12 protein-coding genes and 1 pseudogene are annotated in these 21,730 nt (G+C 50.3%); 9 read left to right on the top strand and 4 right to left on the bottom strand.

Annotated features, from left to right (window positions below; translation table 11 throughout):
• The first annotated feature begins 35 nt into the window (after positions 1 to 35).
• The 4 genes from IPF95_11935 to IPF95_11920 all read left to right on the top strand — a co-directional run bounded on the left by IPF95_11935 (position 36) and on the right by IPF95_11920 (position 9,878).
• On the top strand, positions 36 to 173 hold the full coding sequence (locus IPF95_11935) for a hypothetical protein (protein MBK6475396.1): 138 nt from the start codon (positions 36 to 38) through the stop codon (positions 171 to 173).
• A gap of 161 nt (positions 174 to 334) precedes the next feature.
• Complete coding sequence (locus IPF95_11930; GenBank protein MBK6475395.1) at positions 335 to 2,005, top strand: hypothetical protein; 1,671 nt, start codon at positions 335 to 337, stop codon at positions 2,003 to 2,005.
• A gap of 21 nt (positions 2,006 to 2,026) precedes the next feature.
• Positions 2,027 to 4,156, top strand: coding sequence for a hypothetical protein (locus tag IPF95_11925; protein ID MBK6475394.1), 2,130 nt, complete (start codon positions 2,027 to 2,029; stop codon positions 4,154 to 4,156).
• Positions 4,157 to 4,295: 139 nt separating this feature from the next.
• A complete protein-coding gene (locus IPF95_11920) occupies positions 4,296 to 9,878 on the top strand; it encodes a hypothetical protein (GenBank protein MBK6475393.1) in 5,583 nt (1,860 codons plus the stop codon).
• Between the two features lie 101 nt (positions 9,879 to 9,979).
• Here IPF95_11920 and IPF95_11915 read toward each other — a convergent pair.
• Positions 9,980 to 10,450, bottom strand: a pseudogene (locus IPF95_11915) (SRPBCC family protein).
• 36 nt (positions 10,451 to 10,486) lie between these two features.
• Positions 10,487 to 12,157: a T9SS type A sorting domain-containing protein gene (locus tag IPF95_11910; protein MBK6475392.1), complete on the bottom strand. Its 1,671-nt coding sequence runs from the start codon at positions 12,155 to 12,157 to the stop codon at positions 10,487 to 10,489.
• A gap of 423 nt (positions 12,158 to 12,580) precedes the next feature.
• On the opposite strand from IPF95_11910, the gene IPF95_11905 reads away from it, so the two are divergent.
• The 5 genes from IPF95_11905 (at position 12,581) to IPF95_11885 (ending at position 19,181) form a co-directional block, all read left to right on the top strand.
• Positions 12,581 to 13,807, top strand: a complete 1,227-nt coding sequence (locus IPF95_11905) for a T9SS type A sorting domain-containing protein (protein MBK6475391.1) — start codon at positions 12,581 to 12,583, stop codon at positions 13,805 to 13,807.
• 85 nt (positions 13,808 to 13,892) lie between these two features.
• Positions 13,893 to 16,250: a penicillin-binding protein 1C gene (gene pbpC / locus IPF95_11900; GenBank protein MBK6475390.1), complete on the top strand. Its 2,358-nt coding sequence runs from the start codon at positions 13,893 to 13,895 to the stop codon at positions 16,248 to 16,250.
• Positions 16,251 to 16,299: 49 nt separating this feature from the next.
• Positions 16,300 to 16,815, top strand: coding sequence for a hypothetical protein (locus tag IPF95_11895; protein ID MBK6475389.1), 516 nt, complete (start codon positions 16,300 to 16,302; stop codon positions 16,813 to 16,815).
• Between the two features lie 55 nt (positions 16,816 to 16,870).
• Positions 16,871 to 18,487, top strand: a complete 1,617-nt coding sequence (locus IPF95_11890; GenBank protein MBK6475388.1) for a S41 family peptidase — start codon at positions 16,871 to 16,873, stop codon at positions 18,485 to 18,487.
• A gap of 133 nt (positions 18,488 to 18,620) precedes the next feature.
• Positions 18,621 to 19,181: a DUF1573 domain-containing protein gene (locus IPF95_11885; GenBank protein ID MBK6475387.1), complete on the top strand. Its 561-nt coding sequence runs from the start codon at positions 18,621 to 18,623 to the stop codon at positions 19,179 to 19,181.
• Positions 19,182 to 19,257: 76 nt separating this feature from the next.
• Here IPF95_11885 and IPF95_11880 read toward each other — a convergent pair whose 3' ends face one another.
• Both IPF95_11880 and IPF95_11875 read right to left on the bottom strand, forming a co-directional pair.
• Positions 19,258 to 19,509 (bottom strand): 4a-hydroxytetrahydrobiopterin dehydratase, encoded by a 252-nt coding sequence (locus IPF95_11880; protein ID MBK6475386.1) that lies wholly within the window; start codon positions 19,507 to 19,509, stop codon positions 19,258 to 19,260.
• Entirely contained in the window at positions 19,506 to 21,701 is a 2,196-nt protein-coding gene (locus tag IPF95_11875; GenBank protein MBK6475385.1) for a S46 family peptidase, read from the bottom strand. The genes IPF95_11880 and IPF95_11875 overlap by 4 nt, the downstream gene beginning before the upstream one ends.
• Positions 21,702 to 21,730: the final 29 nt, after the last annotated feature.

Raw genomic sequence — 21,730 nt, 5'->3', positions numbered from 1 at the left:
GTGGACGGAGCTCCTCACCACATTATTCGGTAGCAATGTCCGAGAATATCGGCCCTGTGATCTATTTCGGTCTGCTCTTTGAACAAGTTCCTCCTTGTAATGGGAGCTGGTTCTGGAATATCAATTCGAGCTTTGCATGCATCGCGATCGATCATATTCACCTGACTCTGTGATCCGTATGGGATCCCTTAGATGGATCAGCATTAACGATCCATCAAGATCAACACCAACTTGTTCGTATTGCTTTGAACCTTAGGTTGATCGCCCAACGCCCTGCCGATACTTTTGGGCACAAGCATAGGAGTCCATTCCGTGCATTCCATACAACCGCAACATGGCCCATCAACTCGTACTCTTCATCAATCTGATCGGTGTTCTATTATTCGATGCATTCCTGATCGGTGATATCAGTATCACGCAGAACATTCCATCAACCATGGATCCGGGAACCGAGGTGCGTGTTACGGTAACGGTGAATAAGGGTGACCTGAATGGTTTCGCGAAACTCCAACTGGACCTACCTGTTGGAATGACCGCAACAGCGATCGAGACCAAGGGTGCATCGTTCACGTTCGCGGATCAGAAAGCAAAATTCATATGGATGGCACTGCCTTCCACACCAACATTCAAGGTGACCTATACCCTATCCGCGGAGCCATCAGCTTCTGGAAATTTACCAATAATCGGCCGCTTCTCGTACATTGAGGACAACGAACGCAAAACATTCGACCTCCCAACGACCACGGTCAATCTTGGCACCTACAGCGCAGCGCAGATCACAGAGGAGCCCGCATCGAATTCCACAGAAGAAGTTACGGACGCAGCTGAAGAAGCTGAACATGGTGTTGTCGGTGATGAAACTTCCACTATGATCGGGATCGGTACCTCGAAGTCAGAGCCATCACCTTCCGTGGATCCTTCACCTTCCAATGTTCCAGTCCCACCAACACCAACCGCATCGAAACCTGTACCTGCGGTTACTATACCTCCGGTGACAAAACCTGCGGCCAGCACTACTCAACCAACGCCCGCTGCAAAAACACAGAACCAGACCGTCCCTGAAACAACACCTCCGGTTCCAAACGCTGCAGTTGTAAGCAATGCTGCTGGAACGGCACCAATGCAAGGCAAAGGCGAAGTGTCGAGCAAGCGCAAGGTCACGGTCATTACTGCTGAAGAAATGCTTGTTGAGGTCACCATTATCAAAGGAGCCATCCGCGGTTTCGGAAAACTTCAAGAGGTCATTCCTGCTGGCTTTTCAGCGGTGGAAAAGAACAGCGCGGATGCCATCTTTACGACCCAGGACCGTATCCTGAAATTCGTTTGGCTGAACTTACCCGCTAAGAACGAAGTAACCGTCGTATACAAATTGCGTAGCAATGATCCTGGTGTTACGGGTGAGCGCAGCATAGATGGTGAGTTCGGTTACTTGTTGGATGACGAAACGCAGAAATGCACGACCGGAACTACAAAATTCTTGGTCGGTCCGGATGCTTTGATCGCGAACGGACCTGAAATAACCGAGAACATTCCGACACCTGATCCAGTTGAGACCAGCGATGTACCTGTACCAACACCTGAGGTTGACCCAATAACACCATCGCAACCTCAGGAAACTGCGGATACCCCCGAGCCCGCAACGGAAAAGGAAATGCGTCCGGAAGTAACACAGGAACCTATTGTTGCCGAACGTAGTACGATCCCTTCACCTGAAAAAGGAATTACCTTCAAAGTGCAGATCATTGCGGGACATAAGGAAGTGAGCCGGTCATACTTCCGCGTTCTGCATAATTTCTCGGGTTCATACAGCATGGAGCGCCATCAGGGATGGATCAAATATGTAACAGGTAGTTTCACAGCATATAAAGATGCACGCGATCAACGCAACAGCTATGTTCAAGCAGGCAATAACTTTCCCGGCCCATTCGTAACTGCATATAACAATGGTGAGCGCATAACGGTGCAGGAAGCATTGGTGCTTTCCAACCAGAAGTGGGCATCGTAATGACCAACTGAACAGGAACATATGCCCCGTTCTCCACGCAACCTCATTGGCCCGCAAAAATTGGCGGGTCTTGGGCTATGGATAGGTGTCTGCCTGTTCAGCGCAACTTCAGTTGTTGCACAATCCGACAGTACAACTACTTCGTTGCCTGAAGCTGTCACAGAAGTGGAGGAATCCGGAACGAGCGGGTCCGGTATTCTTGGCCTTAAACCTCACATTGCAGTAGGGATAGGTATGTTCGCGTTTTATGGAGATGTCGGCAACGACCACAAGAATTATAACCCATTGGTAACGCGTTTGGGTTATGAATTGCGTGCTTCCGCACCACTGACACCTTGGCTTGAAGGAGGTCTCTACGCCATGCATGGGCGTTTGGGAATGAACGAACGAAGTCTGCTCCGGAACATCAACTTTGAGTCTCGCGTTACCATTGGTGGTTTTCAATTGAAGTATAATTTCCTTCAACTTCTGCCCGACGACCACGCAGTTGAACCGTATATTTCAGTTGGTTTCGAATCCGTGGAATTCCTCACCAAGACCGATCTACATGATGCACAAGGCAGGTCGTACAACTATTGGAGTGATGGAACCATACGCGATGTTGCAGAAAATGCAGCGAACGCTGGTGACGCAGTGATCATTCAACGGGATTATTCTTATGAAAGCGACGTTCGTGAACAGAATGTGGATGGTTTTGGGAAATACAGCGAAAGCACGTGGGCCGTTCCTGTCGGCGTAGGTGCTCGATTGGACATGGGCGGAGGGTTCGACTTCCGTATTGGAACCACCATGCACTTCACCTTCGATGATAAGGTCGATGGTATTACGGCATCGAGCCTTGGAGATCGAAAAGGTGATGCTAAGAATGACAAATTCCTTTTCTCATCGTTCTCCATCGGATATGGTATTTCCATGGATCGAATGAAAAAGAAGAAAATGAAAATGACTCCGCTCTCCAAGGAAGAGTTGGACCTTATCGTATTGAACGATGACGAGGACGCCGATGGTGTATTGGACATGAACGATATATGCCCACACACACCTACTGGTTTCCAAGTGGACATTCATGGCTGCCCTAGCGATCGGGACGGGGATGGTGTACCGGACGAATTGGATGATGAACCGGATTCCGCTCTAGGCGCTCTTGTGGATGTGAAAGGTGTGACCTATACTGATGAGGCATTCCTTCAACGCCACTTGTCCTACTTGGATTCCGGTGTGGTGAATGTCGTTGCATCGCGGAGGGAATCTTTCGGTCCAATGCCGCCAAAAGCCGCATCGAAACGAGTGTACGTTGTAAAAGTGGGTTCAAAGGTCGAAGGCATAAGCGAAGAACTCATCCAGAAGATATTGAGCATTCCTGATGTTCGCACGATCGAACGCGGAGACACTACCTTTTATGTGGTCGGTAATTACGACGCTATCCCCGAGGCATTGCGCCGTGAACTGGAATTGAAAGGCATGGGCATCGAGAGCTTGGTCATGGCCGAAGAGAATGGAAAGCTGATCGATGTTTCCAAGGAAACGGCATCGGACAGGGAAAAATTGAAGGGAATGGGCGCAGGCGATGTGAACCGGAATGTTACGGTCCGTGTTCAGCTAGGCGCATTCAGATACAAACTTTCGGATAATATATTCAAGGATATCAATGATCTTATTGTGGTGAAGGGCGATGATGGTCTTACACGGTACTACACAGGATCGTATACCGATATCAACATTGCTGCTGCACACAAGATCCAGATGCTTTTGAAAGGCTTTGAAGGTGCCTTCCTTGTGGCGTTCAAAGAAGGTAAACGTGTATCGATCGTTGAAGCAGGAGCACAGCTCACTGGTCCGGAGGATCTGAGTTCACTTGCTCCGAGCATCATCAATCCTGAAGTCCTCCGCTATCGGATCCAAGTGGGTAACTTCATAGGTGATGTTCCATTGGAGACGATGAAGAAATTGATCGGTATGGGTGATATTACCGCGATCCCTACTCCGCCCAGTGGTGTACGTTACTTCTATGGTGCATTCAAAGACCGTCATGCTGTTGATGATGCTACCATTGCGATCCAGAAAAAGGGCTTCCCCGATGCCTTTGTCGTAGGCGAAATGAACGGACACATTATTCCAGCGGATCAAGCAGACGAGCTGTTCGGGAAGTAAATTGTGAACTTCTTTGGTCGTTGCACTATCGGTCAGATCTTCGCTGCAATACCAACGCCACATTTTGCGTTCCCACTTAGCCTCCTAACTTGGCGGTACGCACAACCAATGGCGGCGAGTGCGGATCAATCAATTTGCTATGCATTCTATTTCTTGGAACCTGCGCGCTTTTAGTTTCAGTGTGATCCTATCCTTCGTGTTCATTGGTTGTAGGACCAGCGATACTAAATTCTCACCTGACGCCGCATTTACACCATACATCCCGGCCTTCACCACCGGCCATATTTCGGCACGCTCCCCTATTCTGGTGCGGATCACCCAAGATCAACGTTGGAAGGATTCTTCATTGGCCACTATCCAAAAAGTGTTCGACTTCAGCCCGTCGATCAACGGTACGGCATATTGGCACGATGAACTCACGGTAGGTTTCCGTCCGGCAGAACGCTTGCAGCAGGATCAGACCTATTCAGTGGAATTCGAACTTGGCGATCTCGTGCATGTGCCGAAGAACCTGAGCACCTTCAAATTCCAAGTAACCACCTTCCGCCAAGGCGTTGACGTGCGTATTACGGATATGCAATCGTTGAGTGCCACCGACCTCGAATGGCAGCGGCTTATTGTTTCGGTCTATACCAGTGACGATGCCACGGACCAGGATCTGGCAGGTTGTTTCAATGCGATACAGAACGGAAGGAATGGGGATCTGCCACTCACGTGGGAACACGAGCCGAATGGCCACTATCACCGATTCACCGTTGATAGTGTGCGTAGGAGCGATGCCGCCTCGGTAGTTGATATCAGTTGGAACGCCGACCGGATAGGCAGCGATGATAAAGGAGCCCTTCCGTTCGATGTGCCGGCGATCGGTGAGCTCGCGTTGATCAGTGCCACGACCTTCAGTGACGGTGAACAATATGCCACGCTACTGTTCTCAGACCCATTGGACCCTGCGCAAGACCTCAAAGGGATCGTAGGAATAGCTGGTACGGATGAACTACGCATTAGCATTGATGGCAATAAGCTGGTCCTCTACCCGACCGAACGGTTAAGTGGCGAGCAACAAGGCTATGTGAGCAAGTCGGTGAAGAACGTGAACGGAAAAGAATTGGGTAAGGATGTAACGGTAGAGCTCACCTTCGAAGAACTGAAACCTGCTGTGCGCATGGTGGGTAAAGGCGTGATACTGCCATCAGGTGAAGGAATGGTAATGCCGTTCGAAGCCGTGAACCTGAGTGCCGTTGACGTGCGCGTGGTCCGTATCTACGAGAGCAATGTCTCGCAATTCCTACAGGTGAACGCATTGGATGGTGATCGCGAATTGGCACGCGTTGGTCGTTTGGTTGCGCGGAAAACCGTTACGCTGAAAACAACTGATGCACCCGATCTTGGTCGGTGGAACAAATTCTACCTCGATCTGGAACAGTACTTCAAGGCTGAACCAGGTGCGATCTATCGCGTTGATCTATCCTTCAGCCGAAAGCATTCCGTGTATCCCTGCGAAGGAGTGATCACTGATGATGACAGCCCCGAACGCGAACAAAGTTGGGAACAGGAACAAGCCGCATACGACCTTGTGAACGACTACTATTACTACGACGACTATTACTACGAGGACTACGACTACAGGGAACGTGAAGACCCTTGCACGCCCTCCTACTTCGTGAACCGCGGCTCGGTCAGCCGAAATTTGATCGCCTCGGACCTCGGCCTGATAGCCAAAGTGGGCAACGATGGTTCCATGCTCATCGCCGTAAGTGACATTCGCACTACAACACCCTTGAGCGGCGTAAAACTCGACGTGCTGGACATGCAACGCAAGAGCATGGCTCAAGTGGTCACTGACCGTGAAGGCCTTGCCACACTGCCTCCAAGTAAACACAAGCCGTTCCTATTGGTGGCCAGCAAAGGCACCCAACGAGGCTATTTGAAATTGGATGACGGATCGTCATTGAGCGTTAGTGAATTCAGTGTTGAAGGGGCTTCCATCGACCGTGGGATAAAAGGTATGCTCTATGGTGAACGCGGCGTTTGGCGACCGGGCGATTCGCTCTATCTCAGTTTCATTCTTCAGGACGCACTGCATAAATTACCGAAGGATCATCCAGTGGTTCTTGAACTCACGGATCCGCGTGGAAGGCTGGATCAGAAACATGTTCGTACATCCAGCGTCAATGGTATGTACGTATTCCGGTGTGCTACGGCTGCTGAGGCCCCAACTGGTTTCTGGCATGCTACGGTGACCGTGGGCGGGACTTCATTCCACAATACGATCCGCATTGAAACGGTGAAACCCAACCGCTTGAAAGTGTTGTTGGAAGTACCGAATGATAGGATCGACGCCGGTTCGGGGAACGTGATCAAACTGAAGTCGCATTGGTTGCATGGTGCTCCTGCGCGTGATCTCAAAAGCCGCGTTACGGTGACCATGTCGCGTGGAACTCCAAAATTCAAAGGCTACGATAAATATGAATTCAATGACTTGCGGACCTGGGTGCCAGAAGAAGAACAAGTGGCTTTCGACGGCACGTTGAGCGCAGAGGGTGAAACATCATTTACCTTGAACGTGGAGACCGGTAAGAGTGCTCCGGCAATGATCAATACCAACATAGTTACACGGGTATTCGAGGCGGGTGGTGATGCCAGTATGGACCGCCAAAGTTTTCCCTATTACCCGTACACCAGCTATGTCGGCATACAACCGCCGACGCTCAATTCCGCGTGGGGTACCATGCACACGGATACGACCTATGCCATCGGTGTTGTCTCCATCGATGCGGACGGAAAGGCCTTGGGTGGCCATCAACTGAAAGCACAGATCTACAAGTTGAACTACAATTGGTGGTGGGATGGCGATATCGACGGGAACGCGAATTACATCAGCTCACCAAGCGTGGAACTTCGAAAAGAGGAGATACTGACCACCGATAGCAAAGGCAGAACAAAACTGAAATTCCGGATCGATAGGCCTGAATGGGGCCGATTCGCAGTACGCATTACCGACCCTGCAAGCGGCCATGCCAGCGCATTGCAAGTGTACATGGATTGGCCCGGTTGGGAGGGCCGTTCGCGCCGAGAAGACCCTGAACAGGCCGCGATGCTGAGCTTCAATGCCGACAAGGAGAAGTACAACGTAGGTGAGCAAGCAACGCTAACGATCCCGTCAGCAGGCACCGGACGCGCGTTGATCAGTTTGGAAACAGGATCGCGAGTGATCGATGCTGAATGGGTGGAATTGAAGGACAAGGAAACCAAATACACGTTCCTTGTTACGGCTGACATGGCGCCGAATGTCTATGCACACGTTACATTGATCCAACCACACGAAAAAACGTTGAACGACCTTCCGATCAGGTTGTATGGCGTGATACCGATCCTGGTGGAAGATGCCAATACGCATTTGGAGCCATTGATCACCATGGCCAGTGAAGTACGCACCGATATACCCTTCACTATTGAAGTGAGTGAAAAGAACGGCGACGGCATGACCTATACGCTCGCCATTGTTGACGAGGGCTTATTGGACCTTACGCGCTTCAAGACCCCGGACCCATGGAACCATTTCTACGCTCGGGAAGCGCTGGGTGTGCGCACCTTTGATCTGTACGATCAGGTGATCGGTGCTTTTGGAAGACAATTGCAACGTATTCTGGCAATGGGTGGCAGCGACGATGCCGGACCAGCAGAAGGTGCCCGTGCAAACCGTTTCAAACCCGTAGTGCGTTATGTTGGGCCCTTTACGATCGCTCACGGTAAGAAAGCAAAACACAGTTTCACCATCAGCAATTACGTTGGCTCGGTCCGTGTTATGGTAGTGGCCACCGATGGTGAAAAAGCCTACGGTAATACAGAAAAAACAGTCCCCGTCCGCAAGCCATTGATGGTATTGGCAACCATGCCGCGCGTGCTTTCTCCAGGTGAATTGGTCGATCTGCCGGTAACCGTTTTCGCCATGGACGCGAAGGTGAAGAACGTTTCGGTGAAACTGGAACCCAACGACATGCTCATCCCCGAAGGACCGGCAGAAAAGAACATCACTTTCAAAACTACAGGTGACCAGGTGGTGACCTTCAAAGTGCGCGTGAAGGAAGGTATCGGTGTTGCCAAAATGAAAGTTACGGTGGCCGGTGCGGGAGAAACAGCGTATGAAAAGATCGAGCTACAAGTTCGCCAACCTAACCTACCTGTTACGGATGTTACCGAAACGGCACTGGAACCCGGTCAGTCATGGACGCATACGCCACAAGCGCTTGGAGTGACCGGTACAAATAGCGCGTACGTGGAAGTAAGCACCATTCCACCGGTGGACATGACACGGCGCTTACAATATTTGATCGACTATCCCCATGGTTGCTTGGAACAGACCACCTCCAAAGCATTTCCACAATTGTATATCGGCAACGTGATGGAACTGCCCGATCGCTTCGTGCAACAGATGCGCGCGAACGTTGAGGGTGGGCTGCGTAAAATGACACAATTCCAACGCAGTGATGGGTCATTCAACTATTGGCCGGGTGGTGACAATTACGATACATGGACATCGGTCTACGCGGGTCATTTCTTGATCGAAGCCGATCGTCTAGGTTATGCAATTCCCGGAAACCTGAAAACCAATTGGCTCGCATTCCAACGCAAGGCAGCACGAGATTGGAACAATTCCACTTCGCAAGGCTGGACGCGACAGCAAACACAATTCACACAAGCATACCGTCTGTACGTTCTAGCATTGGCGAAGAGCAATGAGATCGCGGCCATGAACCGTTTGCGGGATCAGAGCGGCTTGGATCTTCGAACCAAATGGATGCTTGCAGCGGCCTACGCCCGAATTGGTCAAGTTGATGCGGCGAAAGCATTGGTGAAGGATCTGGAAACGAATGTGCCACAGTACACCGAAATGTACTGGACCTACGGCAGTGATCTGCGCGATGAAGCACTGATCGCCGAGGCATTGCTCGGTATGGGAGAGACGGCAAGGGCCGCAGCTGTTGTGCAACGCATTAGCAAACGACTGAGTGCAGAAAGTTGGTATAGCACACAAAGCACCTGCTTCGGACTTATGGCAGTAGCGCGACTTACAGAGAAGAGCCAACTCGGTAAAGGGCTGAGTTATTCCATAACCCTAGGTGGTAAGTCGCAGGATAAATTCTCCGAAAAAGCGATCAGCAGAACAGAACTTACAATACCCGATGGAAAGGCTTCTGTTGCGCTGAACAACACAGGCAAGAACCTGCTGTACGTCCGAGTGGTGCGTACAGGTACACCGTTGGCTGGTGAGGAGCGTGCAAGTAAGAATGGTCTTAACATGGCCGTATCCTATGAGAATCTTAACCACGACCCCATAGATCCGAAACGCATTGAACAGGGAACCGATTTCATTGCTGAGGTAACGGTGTCACATCCGGGCATACTTGGACCCTATTACCAGTTGGCGCTTACGCAAGTATTCCCCGGCGGTTGGGAGATCAGGAATTCGCGGATGGAAGGCAACGAGAATGGCACGGCCAGCGACTACTTCACCTATCAGGACATCCGTGATGATCGCGTTATGACCTACTTCGATCTGTACAAAGGGCGCTCGGTAACGTACCGGTTGATGATGAATGCTGCATACACAGGACGGTATTATTTAGCTGGCGCCCACTGTGAGGCGATGTATGATCACACCGTGAACGGAAGAAGCCAAGGACAATGGATCGAGGTAGTGAAACCCGGTAGAGCGCAATAACGCTCGTACTATTTACGGTCGGGCTTGGAGATCGGGCTGGTCGCTCCCAGGCGCGGTACCATCTCATTGGTCACCCACGGATAACCCTTATTCTTCAAGGGCAATACGGCCATCCACTTATCAGTCTCTGCGTACTCCTTGATCGTCCGGTTGCGGCGCAGCAAAAGACGTTTGAGATAACTGCGAACGAACAACCTGTCCGCGATCTGACCAAGGATCCCCAATGGACTCCGATAGTCCACGACATCGATCATCAATGTTCGTTCGTTCGATTTGGATTCGAACCGATGCACGTGTGTGAAACTCGCGAAGATCCCCTTCACCATCACATCAACGAAATGTGAAGAATTCTGGAATTCAGTTATCTGCGATGTCATCGTTTGATAAATACCGAAATGCCGTGCCCTCCAGGTCACCGTTTCACCCTCTTTGATCAATCCACTGGTTCGACCTGCGATAGCATTTTCATCTGTATGCACAGTGGAGATCTTATGAAGATCGATACTTCTTGCGAGATCGAAGACAAGTTGCTTTTCAGCACCGATCTCCGTGATCAATTTGATCCGTGGCATAGTCCATGCGGTGCGAGACGCGTTCTATTCCAATTGTTAACGAACGGCTAATCTACTACCTGAAACCCGTAATCCGCGCTCTTCCAAAGCGATCACGTAAGTCCCTGGTGCCCAATTAGCCACATTCAATTCCAATGATGAGCGGTTTCCAGTGCTGCTGGAATGAACGATACGCCCGGTAAGGTCCAGGACCACTACACGATCGATCCCGGCCAACTCCATGGGCCACGATACGGTAATATGATCTGTTGCAGGATTCGGGAAAACCTGTGGATCAACATCATGAACCAATTCCTCGATGCCGATCGCCCCACATGGATCGTATGACCCATCGAGCGTCAACGCTGTACTGTTCGGTGCTAACCAAAAATTCAATTTTTCATTGGCCGGGTTCAGGTTGCCAGTCCAGTGCTGAGAGAACTTTCCGAAATAATCCGGTTGGTTAGGGCCGGTCATGGTACCGCATGCGGATAGCGTGCAACATGAGAACCCGCCTGTAAGTGTTCCTATTACACGTTTCGAGGTATTCACCAAACTCGCACCAGAACTCCCCGGTTCCGTAACACCATGACCATTGGCAGTACCTGTCCATGCCACCCGCCAATGTGTATCAGGCAGCGTTGTACCCCATACCGCAGTGTACGTCTGAGTGCTGAAACTGCTGACCTTCTTTACGTCACCATCCGGGTGGTGAATGCACCTTCCGGCGTTAACCGTGCTCCCTGTAGCATCCCAACCGGCAAAATAGGCGTCGAATTCCGCTGGTACTTGTCCATTCATTTCAAGCAACATGAAATCCGATCCCTGAGCTCTCCCATTTGCATCGATATCGTTGCTACCCGCACGTTTCAAACAACCTGTCACTACCTGATCAAGTGCTCCGTCCGAACCACTACAATCCGAGCGTTGATAATTGAAGAAGAATTGATAGTTGTTGAAATTGTCTTCCGTTGATCCATCTCCACAGTGCATAGCGGTCAACACATACGGTTTACAGTCCAGGTCCGTGTTGTTCATCAGTGTCCCGGAACACCTACCGGTACCTGCCGGAACCACGACCCGGATCCGAACTACGGCATCTCGTACCGTTTCATAACCGACCCCTTCTGAACAGTTCACATCAACCTCGCAACTACCCGACTTCTCCTGTACTATATCGCGGTAAGCGTGTGATAACGCTGAGATAGTAAATGCCTCAACATTCGTTCGCAGCGATGGCCCACTATAGGTAACGATGCACGTTCCGCCGTAGACCATTGGCGTAGAGAACGAACCGTCTTGTCCGATATCATTCTGTGTGTATCCTCCAAAATGCTGTTCACCGCCTACATCGAATACATCCAACCGCGCTTCTTCAGCTAGCTGAACATTTCGGAAGAACAATTCCGTGGCAAGTGCTTCGCTGGATCTTATCCGAATTCGCCAAACCTTATCGCCATTGGCCAAGGTGCCCCATGCACCGTGTGAGGTCGTGCTCACTTCAATTGGTAGAAATCGGCCATATAAACGCAATGCGCCGTTCTGCTCTCGCAGAATATCATCGAGTTCGGCTGTTCGTTGATCGAATGAAGGTGCGGAATGTTCAGGGATGCGGATGTGATCCGCGTGCGCTGGATATAGGTCATTCACCTCACCAACCTGATCTTGGGCGCGGCTTACACACACTATCAAAAGCAAACCAAGAAATGCAAAAATGGATCTCCACATAGTTCGAACGCAATAGGGATCGAACGACGAATTTACGGCGTTGTTGTTTCCTCGTGTTTGGATCATTATCACAACGGTGCAATTTCTTTCGGGTTTCTGAGGTTATTTCAAACAACGGACCTTTGCCCTGCATGCCTCTTGTGTCAACAGAACGCCTCGTGACTGCTGAACCGACAATCGCTGTTGGAAAATTGGCCCCGGGCATATATCAACTAATCGCAACTGATAACGATCAACGCTATCTTGGTCGCTTGGTTGTTGAATAATATGAGTCTACGTCAAACTTGTATGCTGCTTTTTTCCACTTTTATTTGTGGCTCTCCTACGCTTCACTCACAGACGTTTTTTGAAAGTGTGGGGGGTGGGATGAGTAATGAGGTGCGGAACTTTACAATATCACCTGACTCGACACACCTTTTAACTGTGGGCAAATTCGCATGGGTGAGGAATGATAGCCTTAGAGCAAATGGGCTAGCGCAATGGGATGGGCAAACATGGGACATTGCACCTTTCGCTGGAGGCAGCGGTGATACTTCAGCTTATGGATATGAGAATATACCAGTGTTATCGGTAGAGGTTTTTCATGATACCGTTTTCATATCATTCCTTGGTTCCAACTGGCAACTTGATCCTGATATTGCAACTACAGCGTTCTTAGCTAATGGAGTATGGTACCCATGCGGTAACCCAAATAGTATGGATAACGTTTTACTTGAGAATAACCGTTTATTTACAGGAAGTCAAATTGACACTGTCACTAACCTCGTAGCTCACGGAATTCATGAGTGGTTAGGCGGCGAATGGCGGGAATTACCTAATTCGCCGATCAGCCCTAGTGCAGGCATTTATGCTTCGGCCTATTGGCATGACCAATATTATTTCGCTGGCGTGTTTATTGCCCTTGGTTCCAGAAAGGTTGTTGCATACGATGGTGATTCTACATGGTCGCCACTTGGCGAGGGTATAGTAGGAAATTACTTGAATTGCATTGAAGGTCATGGTGATTCTCTGTACGTTGGGGGGTTCTTCCAAAACCCCTCTCGGCATATTGCTATTTGGGATGGTTCCGACTGGCATCCGTTCTTTCCAGAGGTGGAATTTGTTGGTCAGGTGCAAGGTCTCAAATCGTACGACGGCTCTCTCTATATCAAAGGAATTTATCACTTCGTTGGTGATAACACCTTGTATGGGATCTTGCGCTGGGATGGGCATTCGCTTTGCGCTTTGGGTGGCCCATATGATGCCGATAGTGGCTTGGCATTTGAAGTTTTTCAAGGGGACTTATACTCTGGAATTGCTCCGGTATACATGCCTCTTTATCAACAATACATCGCCAAACTACCTCTTGAAAATATTGTCCCCTTCGCCTGCGTAGTGCCTTCACTTGTTGGCGTGTCAGAAATCGAACCCACCAGCGGCGAGCTATCCATATTCCCCAACCCTGCAAGTAGTTCGGTCAACATTTCGTTTCCCGCTGGGGTTATTGGGCAACGAATTGAAATTTCCAATGCCTTAGGGCAGGTTATTTATTCTGAACCGGTTTCTGGGTTCAACTCACAGATCTCTTTGACGCGCGTTGCTCCTGGTGTCTATCAAGTAACTGCGTACAGTAATGAGGGGCGTTATTTTAGCAGGGTGTTGGTGGAGTGAGCAATCCCCCTTCTCGATCTTACTCCGTTAGCACAATTTCTTGGAGGCATCTGAGGTTCTTTGAAACAACGGATCTTTGTCCTGCATGCCCCGCACCATCCAACGTGTTCTCCGAAGATCAAGATGGCCTGTACTGGTTCTCTCACTATTATGGGCTTGGGCGAAATGGGGCCCAATGGATCCACTTTTCAGTTCGCCTCGCTCCACCGTTCTGGAGGATAGGAATGGCGCATTCCTTGGAGCCACTGTTGCTGCGGATGGTCAGTGGCGCATGCCGGTTGCGGACAGTATACCTGCACGGTTCGAGCAGTGCATACTGGAATTCGAGGATCGGAACTTCAGATCGCATTGGGGCATTCACCTACCCTCTTTGGTACGTGCAGTGAAGCAGAACTATCGTGCTGGTAGAGCTGTCAGTGGTGGCTCCACCATTACCATGCAAGTTGCGCGAATGGCTACGCAGCACAGAAACCGTAGCTACATGAACAAGCTGCTGGAAGTGATCTTGGCCCTTCGTCTCGAGGTACGCTACAGCAAAGATGAGATCCTTCAGTTGTATGTCGCCAATGCACCATTCGGTGCAAACGTTGTTGGCTTGGAAGCTGCTGCATGGCGTTGGTATGGTCGATCACCAGTTGCGCTGAGCTGGGCGGAGAATGCATTGCTAGCTGTACTGCCGAATGCACCTTCACAATTGCACCCAGGCCAAGGTCGAGGCCCTCTGAAAAAGAAGCGGGATCGCCTGCTTACACGGCTGCTTCAAACACAGGTGTTGGACTCATTGGAATGGAAACTGGCAGTGGAGGAACCTTTGCCCGATGCGCCGCACCCATTACCGCGGTTGGCTCCACACCTGCTTGCTACACTGCAACATAGCGGATCCGAAGGGACACGGATCACCAGCACATTGAACGCAGCAATGCAACAGCGGTTCAGCACCATGATGGAGCGCTACGCGATCAGCCTGCAAGCCAATGAAGTACATAACGCCGCCATGTTGATCCTCGATGTACCTACGGGTGAAGTGCTGGCCTATGTCGGCAATCTTAGATCCGCAGGTCCGCAACACGCCGGTGCTGTTGATATCATTCAGTCCAGAAGAAGCACCGGAAGTTTGTTAAAGCCATTCCTGTACGCCGATATGCTACAAAGCGGCGAGCTGATGCCGGATCAGTTGGTTGCCGATCTCCCGACCCATTACGACGGTTTCGCACCGCGCAACTACGATGATGGTTATGACGGTGCTGTGCCAGCTTCGCAAGCGCTTGCCAGATCGCTGAATATACCGGCGGTGCGAGCGTTGCACGTGCATGGTATTGAACGCACATTGCGGATGTTACGATCCATGGGGCTGGACCATGTGGATAGAAGCGCAGGGAATTATGGCCTTTCATTGATCATCGGTGGCGCCGAAAGCACGCTATGGGAGCTGGCAGGTGCCTATGCTTCCATGGCGCGAGTTCTTCTCAATTACACCGGTGACCGGAGTTCAAGTTCTGAGGACATTCACCCTCCTTATGCGATCATGAACGCAGATCGTACACCCAATAATGCTGGACCACCTGCCTTATCAGCCGGTGCAATTCACCATACCATCGCAGCACTTCAACAATTGAACAGACCTGACATGGAGGCCGGCTGGCAGCACTTTTCCGGTAGCGAGCAGATCGCTTGGAAGACCGGGACCAGTTTTGGACATCGTGATGCTTGGGCCATCGGAATTACGGATCGCTATGCTGTAGGCGTATGGACAGGAAATGCCAGTGGTGAAGGTAGACCTGGGCTGACCGGGACGTTGGCTGCGGCACCATTGCTGTTCGAAGCATTCGGTGCGTTACCGGATGGAAGTGGATTCGACCCACCGTTCGATGAACTGGAACACATGAATGTTTGCCGTTCCAGTGGGTCTCGCGCAGGAGTTGATTGCAACGTAGTGGATACCCTATGGATCGTTGCGAACGCCTCACAAACATCACTTTGCCCCTATCACCAGCGGATCCTTGTCAATGAAACCGGTACCGAACGCGTTCGTCCTGGACCCAATGCGCACATGAAAAGTTGGTTCGTATTGCCTCCCGCTATGGAGCACTATTACGTAAAATCACATTCGAACTATAGAACAATACCACCATGGGCCGTAGGTGACATATCAGTGGAGGGTATTTCCCAGATCGAGATGATCTACCCAGAGAACAATGCCCAGCTCCTTATCCCCACACAATTGAAAGGTACCACAGGAATGATAGTGCTACAGGCCGCACATAGGGATCCAGATGCTTCGCTTCACTGGGATCTGGATGGTGAACCTATCGGAACAACTGTGCATGATCATGAGCTCACAACTCTATTGAGCAACGGATCTCACGCACTGACCCTTACCGATCAATACGGAAGAAAACTTGTAACGCACTTCGATAGTAAAGTAGGTGGATCAAGGGACTAAGTTCTATTTCACGTCATATACCATCAAGACAACGATCTTTACGCACCAAATGCGAGCATTCCTCTTCACTGCGGCACTTACCTTTTGTACGTTCAGTTACGCACAACCGGACACGCTTTACGTACCCGATGGCGATCGCACTTACGCGTATGCTGTCGTGTATGAGCCTATTGAACCCTCTGAGCAATACACGCTCATCGGGCACTATGCGCATGCACCTAATGCTGTTGCTGTTCAGCTGATGATGAAACGTGGAAAACCGAGTGGTGTTTATCGCGCATTCTATCCTAGTGGCAGACCATTGATCTTCGCCGTGTATGGATACGGTACGTTGCATGGGGATTGGACCGAGTACGATGAACAAGGCCGTGTAACGTTGAAAGGCCAATATCGGAACGGCACACGAGAGGGGATCTGGGCCTTCCGATCGCAAGGAATAGTCGGCCATTACAAAAAAGGACTCAAGCACGGCAAGTGGAAGTACTTCGAAAAACGAAAACTGGCACGTGTTTCGAAGTACTCCAATGGCAAGCTGCGAAAAGGAAGTGAATTCTACATCCGTTAACGCAACTTAACTCTGTTAGGAAACCGTTACCCACCATATCTCGTTACATTGCATCATGCGCTCTAGCTTCAATCCATTTTCTCGCGGCACTTTGTTTGTTCTATCCATGATGGTCTTCGCTGCTTCTGCACACGCGCAGATCAACACAGGATCCGCTGCCAAAGTGGAGTCGTTGCTCTACCATATCAATAAAATGTATGTGGATAGTGTGGACGACGAACAGTTGATCGATGCGGCCATTGTGAGCATGCTTGAGGAATTGGATCCTCATTCCATTTACATCCCCCGAGAGGATCTGGAAGATGTGAACGAGCCTTTGAAAGGTAATTTCGAAGGGGTCGGTATCCAGTTCAACATTGTAAAGGATACGATCTATGTGGTGGACGCCATTGCCGGTGGGCCCAGTGAACGTCTCGGGATCCGTGCAGGTGATCGCATCATTGGGATAGATACCGAAAATGTGGCCGGTGTCGGTTTCAAGAACAGCGATGTTATGGACCGCCTACGTGGCAAGAAAGGATCCAAGGTGAATGTATCCATACTGCGCAGAGGCGAACCAAACCCATTGGAATTTACGATAACGCGTGACAAGATCCCGATCTATAGTGTTGAAGCCGGTTATATGGCAACACCATCCATCGGATACATAAAAGTGAGCCGGTTCAGTGCTACCACGATGACCGAATTCCGAAGCAAGCTGGATGAATTGAAAGCACTTGGAATGGAGGACCTTGTGCTGGACCTGCAAGGGAATGGCGGTGGCTATTTGCGCACGGCCATTGATATGGCGGATGAATTCCTTGGTGACAAAAAACTCATTGTCTATACCGAAGGCCGCACATCTCCGCGTGATGATACCTATGCTACCAAGGATGGTCGAATGGAGAAAGGCAAACTTGTTGTGATGGTGGATGAAGGTTCAGCTAGTGCCAGTGAGATCGTTAGCGGTGCAATTCAGGATTGGGACCGTGGGCTGGTGGTCGGTCGTCGTTCCTTCGGAAAAGGGTTGGTCCAGCGACCGGTAATGTTACCCGATGGCTCTGCGGTGCGTCTCACGGTCTCCAGGTATTATACCCCTTCGGGCAGGTCGATCCAAAAACCGTATGATGAAGGTGTTGAAGCCTATCAGCGTGAACGGATAGAGCGTCTTGCAAAAGGAGAGTTATCAAGTGTTGACAGCATCCATACGACAGATACCGTTAAGTTCTTTACCATGAACAAACGCATTGTTTATGGTGGTGGAGGTATCATGCCCGACGTGTTCGTACCCATTGATACGACGTTGAGTTCACCCTATTTCGGCCAGCTGGTGCGAAAAGGCATACTGAACACATACGCCTTGGCCTATGTGGATGAGAACCGTAGAACACTGCTTACCCAATACCATAATGTAGCCGAGTTCGATAAGGACTTTGTCATTGGTCCGGACCTTTTCAAGGGATTGGAACGAGCAGCTGAACAGGAAGGCGTTGAGATGGACCCTGCCGATAAGATCCGCTCGAAGGACCTTATCGCCTTGCGATTGAAAGCACTTATCGCGCGTGACCTATGGGACACTTCTGCCTATTGGCAGGTGATCAACACTGATAATCCTGTTGACCGCACTTTCCAGCGGGCCATTGAAGCACTATCGGACAATACCTTCCAAAAATTAGGAATGGCGAAACCGTAGGTGCATTGATAAGTGGACGATCGACGGAAAAGTCAGCTTCTGGACGATAGATCAATTCTGTTAACAGTTTGCCAATCCTTGTCCTGATCGATCCGGAACCCTTAAATTTGCAATCCGAAACGAAACCCACGTTATGAAAGACAAGATCCAGATAGCCCTCCTTTCCGTTATCGCAATTGCTTTGGTGGCTTTGGCCGTGAAGCAGTTCAGCGGTGCGTCCGATGCAACCAGCGGTATTACTGCTTCGAACCCAAGCGGTTCATCGAGCATTGTAGCAAACCCAGCAACGCCCGGTGAGACCTTCGACCCGACCGCTGGTGCAACCGAGAAAGTAGATAATACGCCCAAGACCACTGCGACCTTTGGCAACTACGAGCACGATTTCGGTAATATCAAACAAGATAGCGAGAACGCATACACGTTCAGCTTTACCAACTCCGGTACAGAGCCGTTGATCATTGAGAATGCCGTTGGTAGCTGCGGTTGTACTGTTCCTGAATACCCGAAGGAGCCGATCCCACCTGGAGGAACCGGCGATATCAAAGTTGTATATAAGCCGGGCAAGCAAGAGAACGCGCAGACCAAAACGGTTACTGTTACTGCCAACACTGAACCAAAAGAAACCGTCCTACGGATCAAAGCGAACGTGGCACCTGGTGCTGGAGGAGAAGGGCCAGTAAAGGTTGCTGGTTAAATCTTTGCAATATTTAGTGAAGGGGCTGTCTCGAAAGAGGCGGCCCCTTTTTTAGTGGCAAGATGGCGGCAAAGGTTCAGTCAGTTGCAATGATCCGGTCGATTGCCGCTGCCAACTTGTGATCCTTCTCAGTGATCACCCCACCCGAATCATGTGTATTCAAGGCGATGTCCACTGTATTATAGACGTTTGTCCAGTCCGGATGATGCCCCATCTTTTCAGCGACCATCGCTACCCGCGTCATGAACGCGAACGCCTCGCTGAAATTCTTGAACTTGAATCTGCGGCATAGTTTACCGTCCTGTTCAGTCCATGTAGTATCGCTCATCGGTGTATGGGTAGGTCGATGACCTTTGGATCGTTGTTGCGTACCAATTGCATTTCGGACACTAAATGCGAAGCCCCTGCGTACTTATCCACCATGAAGAGCACGTAGCGAATGTCCACACTGATATTGCGGCATTTATCCGGATTGAATTGGATATCGCTCATTGTGCTCTCCCAACTTCGATCGAAATTGATCCCGACCAGTTCTCCCCTTCCGTTCAAAACCGGACTTCCACTGTTCCCACCAGTCGTATGCAAACTGCTTGTGAAACAGACCGGCACCGTCCCGTTCACTGCATACGCACCGTAATCCTTGGCCTTATGCAAGTCCAATAACCGCTCAGGCAGATCGAATTCCGCATCGCCTGGAATGTATTTCTCCACTACGCCATCCAGCGTGGTGTGTGGCAAGAACTCAACTCCATCCCGAGGGTTGCTTCCTTCAATTTTACCATAGGACAACCGTAATGTGCTATTTGCGTCCGGCCAGTAGGTCTTCTCGGGATATAACACCATCATACCTTCCACATATTTCCGCATTGCGGCCTCAATTTCATCACTCAGTTCCGTATGCCGCGGGCGCACCTTTTCCACAAAATTCGAGAACAATTCGCGCGATACCTTGTAAAATGGATCGGAGGCCAGTTTTTGCAACTTCTTGCCTTTCGGTGATGCGAATGCTTTCTTCAATTTCACATGATCCACGAACGGACTTTTGGCATACAAAGCCTCGATCCAAGCGTTGCTATTGCCAACATATTCAGTGTCGATCTCTTTCAAGAAGTCAGGTGCCAATTCCGCTGGTACATGTTTACGGTAGATCGGCAGAAGCGCTTTGAATATCCGTTTATCCACTTCTACATCATAATCCGCGAAATACCCTTCTGAGGCGCTTAACCTTTCCGCAATGGCCTCGGTCAATTTACCTTCTGCACTTAATCGCTCATGCCCTTCAAGGATGCCCCTGAAACCATCTGCGTAGCGCAATGCCTGCGGACCGTAGTATGCCATTTCAACGAAAATATCCCGGGCTTTCGCGTAGGGCATATACTCCGAATAGAGGACGTTCAATTCGGGCAACACCATGGCAAAGTCCTTTCGTCCATCAGCTAATGCCTTCGCCGTGTACCCTTTCTCATATTCGCGCTTCCGCTCCACCGTGTTCAGTTCCTTTAGACCACGCACTTCTCCGATCCACTTTTTCCATGCATTGCTAATGCCCGCTTGCTTATCCGCATATCGAAGACGGGTGAGGTCATCATTTCGCATGGCCGCGTCGATCACCTCCAGACTTGCGGTCCTCATTTCTATGCGCATGGGGTCAGAAATATTCACCACATAGTCCACGGCATAGGAACTCAGGTAACGTTGTGTACTGCCCGGAAAGCCGAAGATCATTGCAAAATCACCCTCCTTCACCCCATCCATGCTAATAGGAAGTACATGGCGCGGTGCGAAGGGAACATTTGAATCGGACACATCCGCTGGTTCATTGTTGGCTCCGGCATAGATCCTGAACATGCTGAAATCCGCATTGTGCCTTGGCCACATCCAGTTGTCGGTATCACCACCGAATTTGCCGATGGCACTGGGTGGAGCTCCTACCAAGCGTATATCACGGTAGGTTTCCGTTACGATCAGATAATAGCTATTGCCATAATTGAATGGCCGGACTACAGCCTGATAATGGGTGCCCGTAATGGCCTTCTTCGTGATCTCTTCCGTGAGTTGATCAACAGCATCCTGCCGTTCTGTTTCACTTAGGCTGCCTGCAAGCTCAGGTAAGACTTGATCCGTAACGTCTTCCATGCGTACCACGAATGTGGCCGTAAGCGATGGGTTCCGAAGCTCTGCTCGTATATCCTTGGCCCAGAATCCGTTCTTCAATAGGTCATTCTCGAGCGTGCTGTGATGACTGATCGCACTGAAACCACAGTGGTGGTTAGTCAGGATCAAGCCCTTACCGCTGATCACTTCAGCGGTACATCCCCCGCCAAATAGAACGATCGCGTCTTTCAAACTTCCGCTATTCAAGCTGTAGATATCCTCAGCAGTGAGTTGCAGACCGGCAGTCTGCATATCGCCTTCTATGCTCTTAAGGACCGTGGGTAACCACATGCCCTCATGAGCGGAAACGGAAAACTGAAGGGAAACAAATAATAGTACCGTGCTGACGTGACAAAACTTCTTCATGGAAATTGATCTTTCAGGACCGCAATGTA

Source organism: Flavobacteriales bacterium, assembly GCA_016704485.1.
Lineage (GTDB): Bacteria > Bacteroidota > Bacteroidia > Flavobacteriales_F > PHOS-HE28 > PHOS-HE28.
Note: the sequence above shows the minus strand (reverse complement) of the source record. Positions and strands in the feature narration are given on the sequence as shown.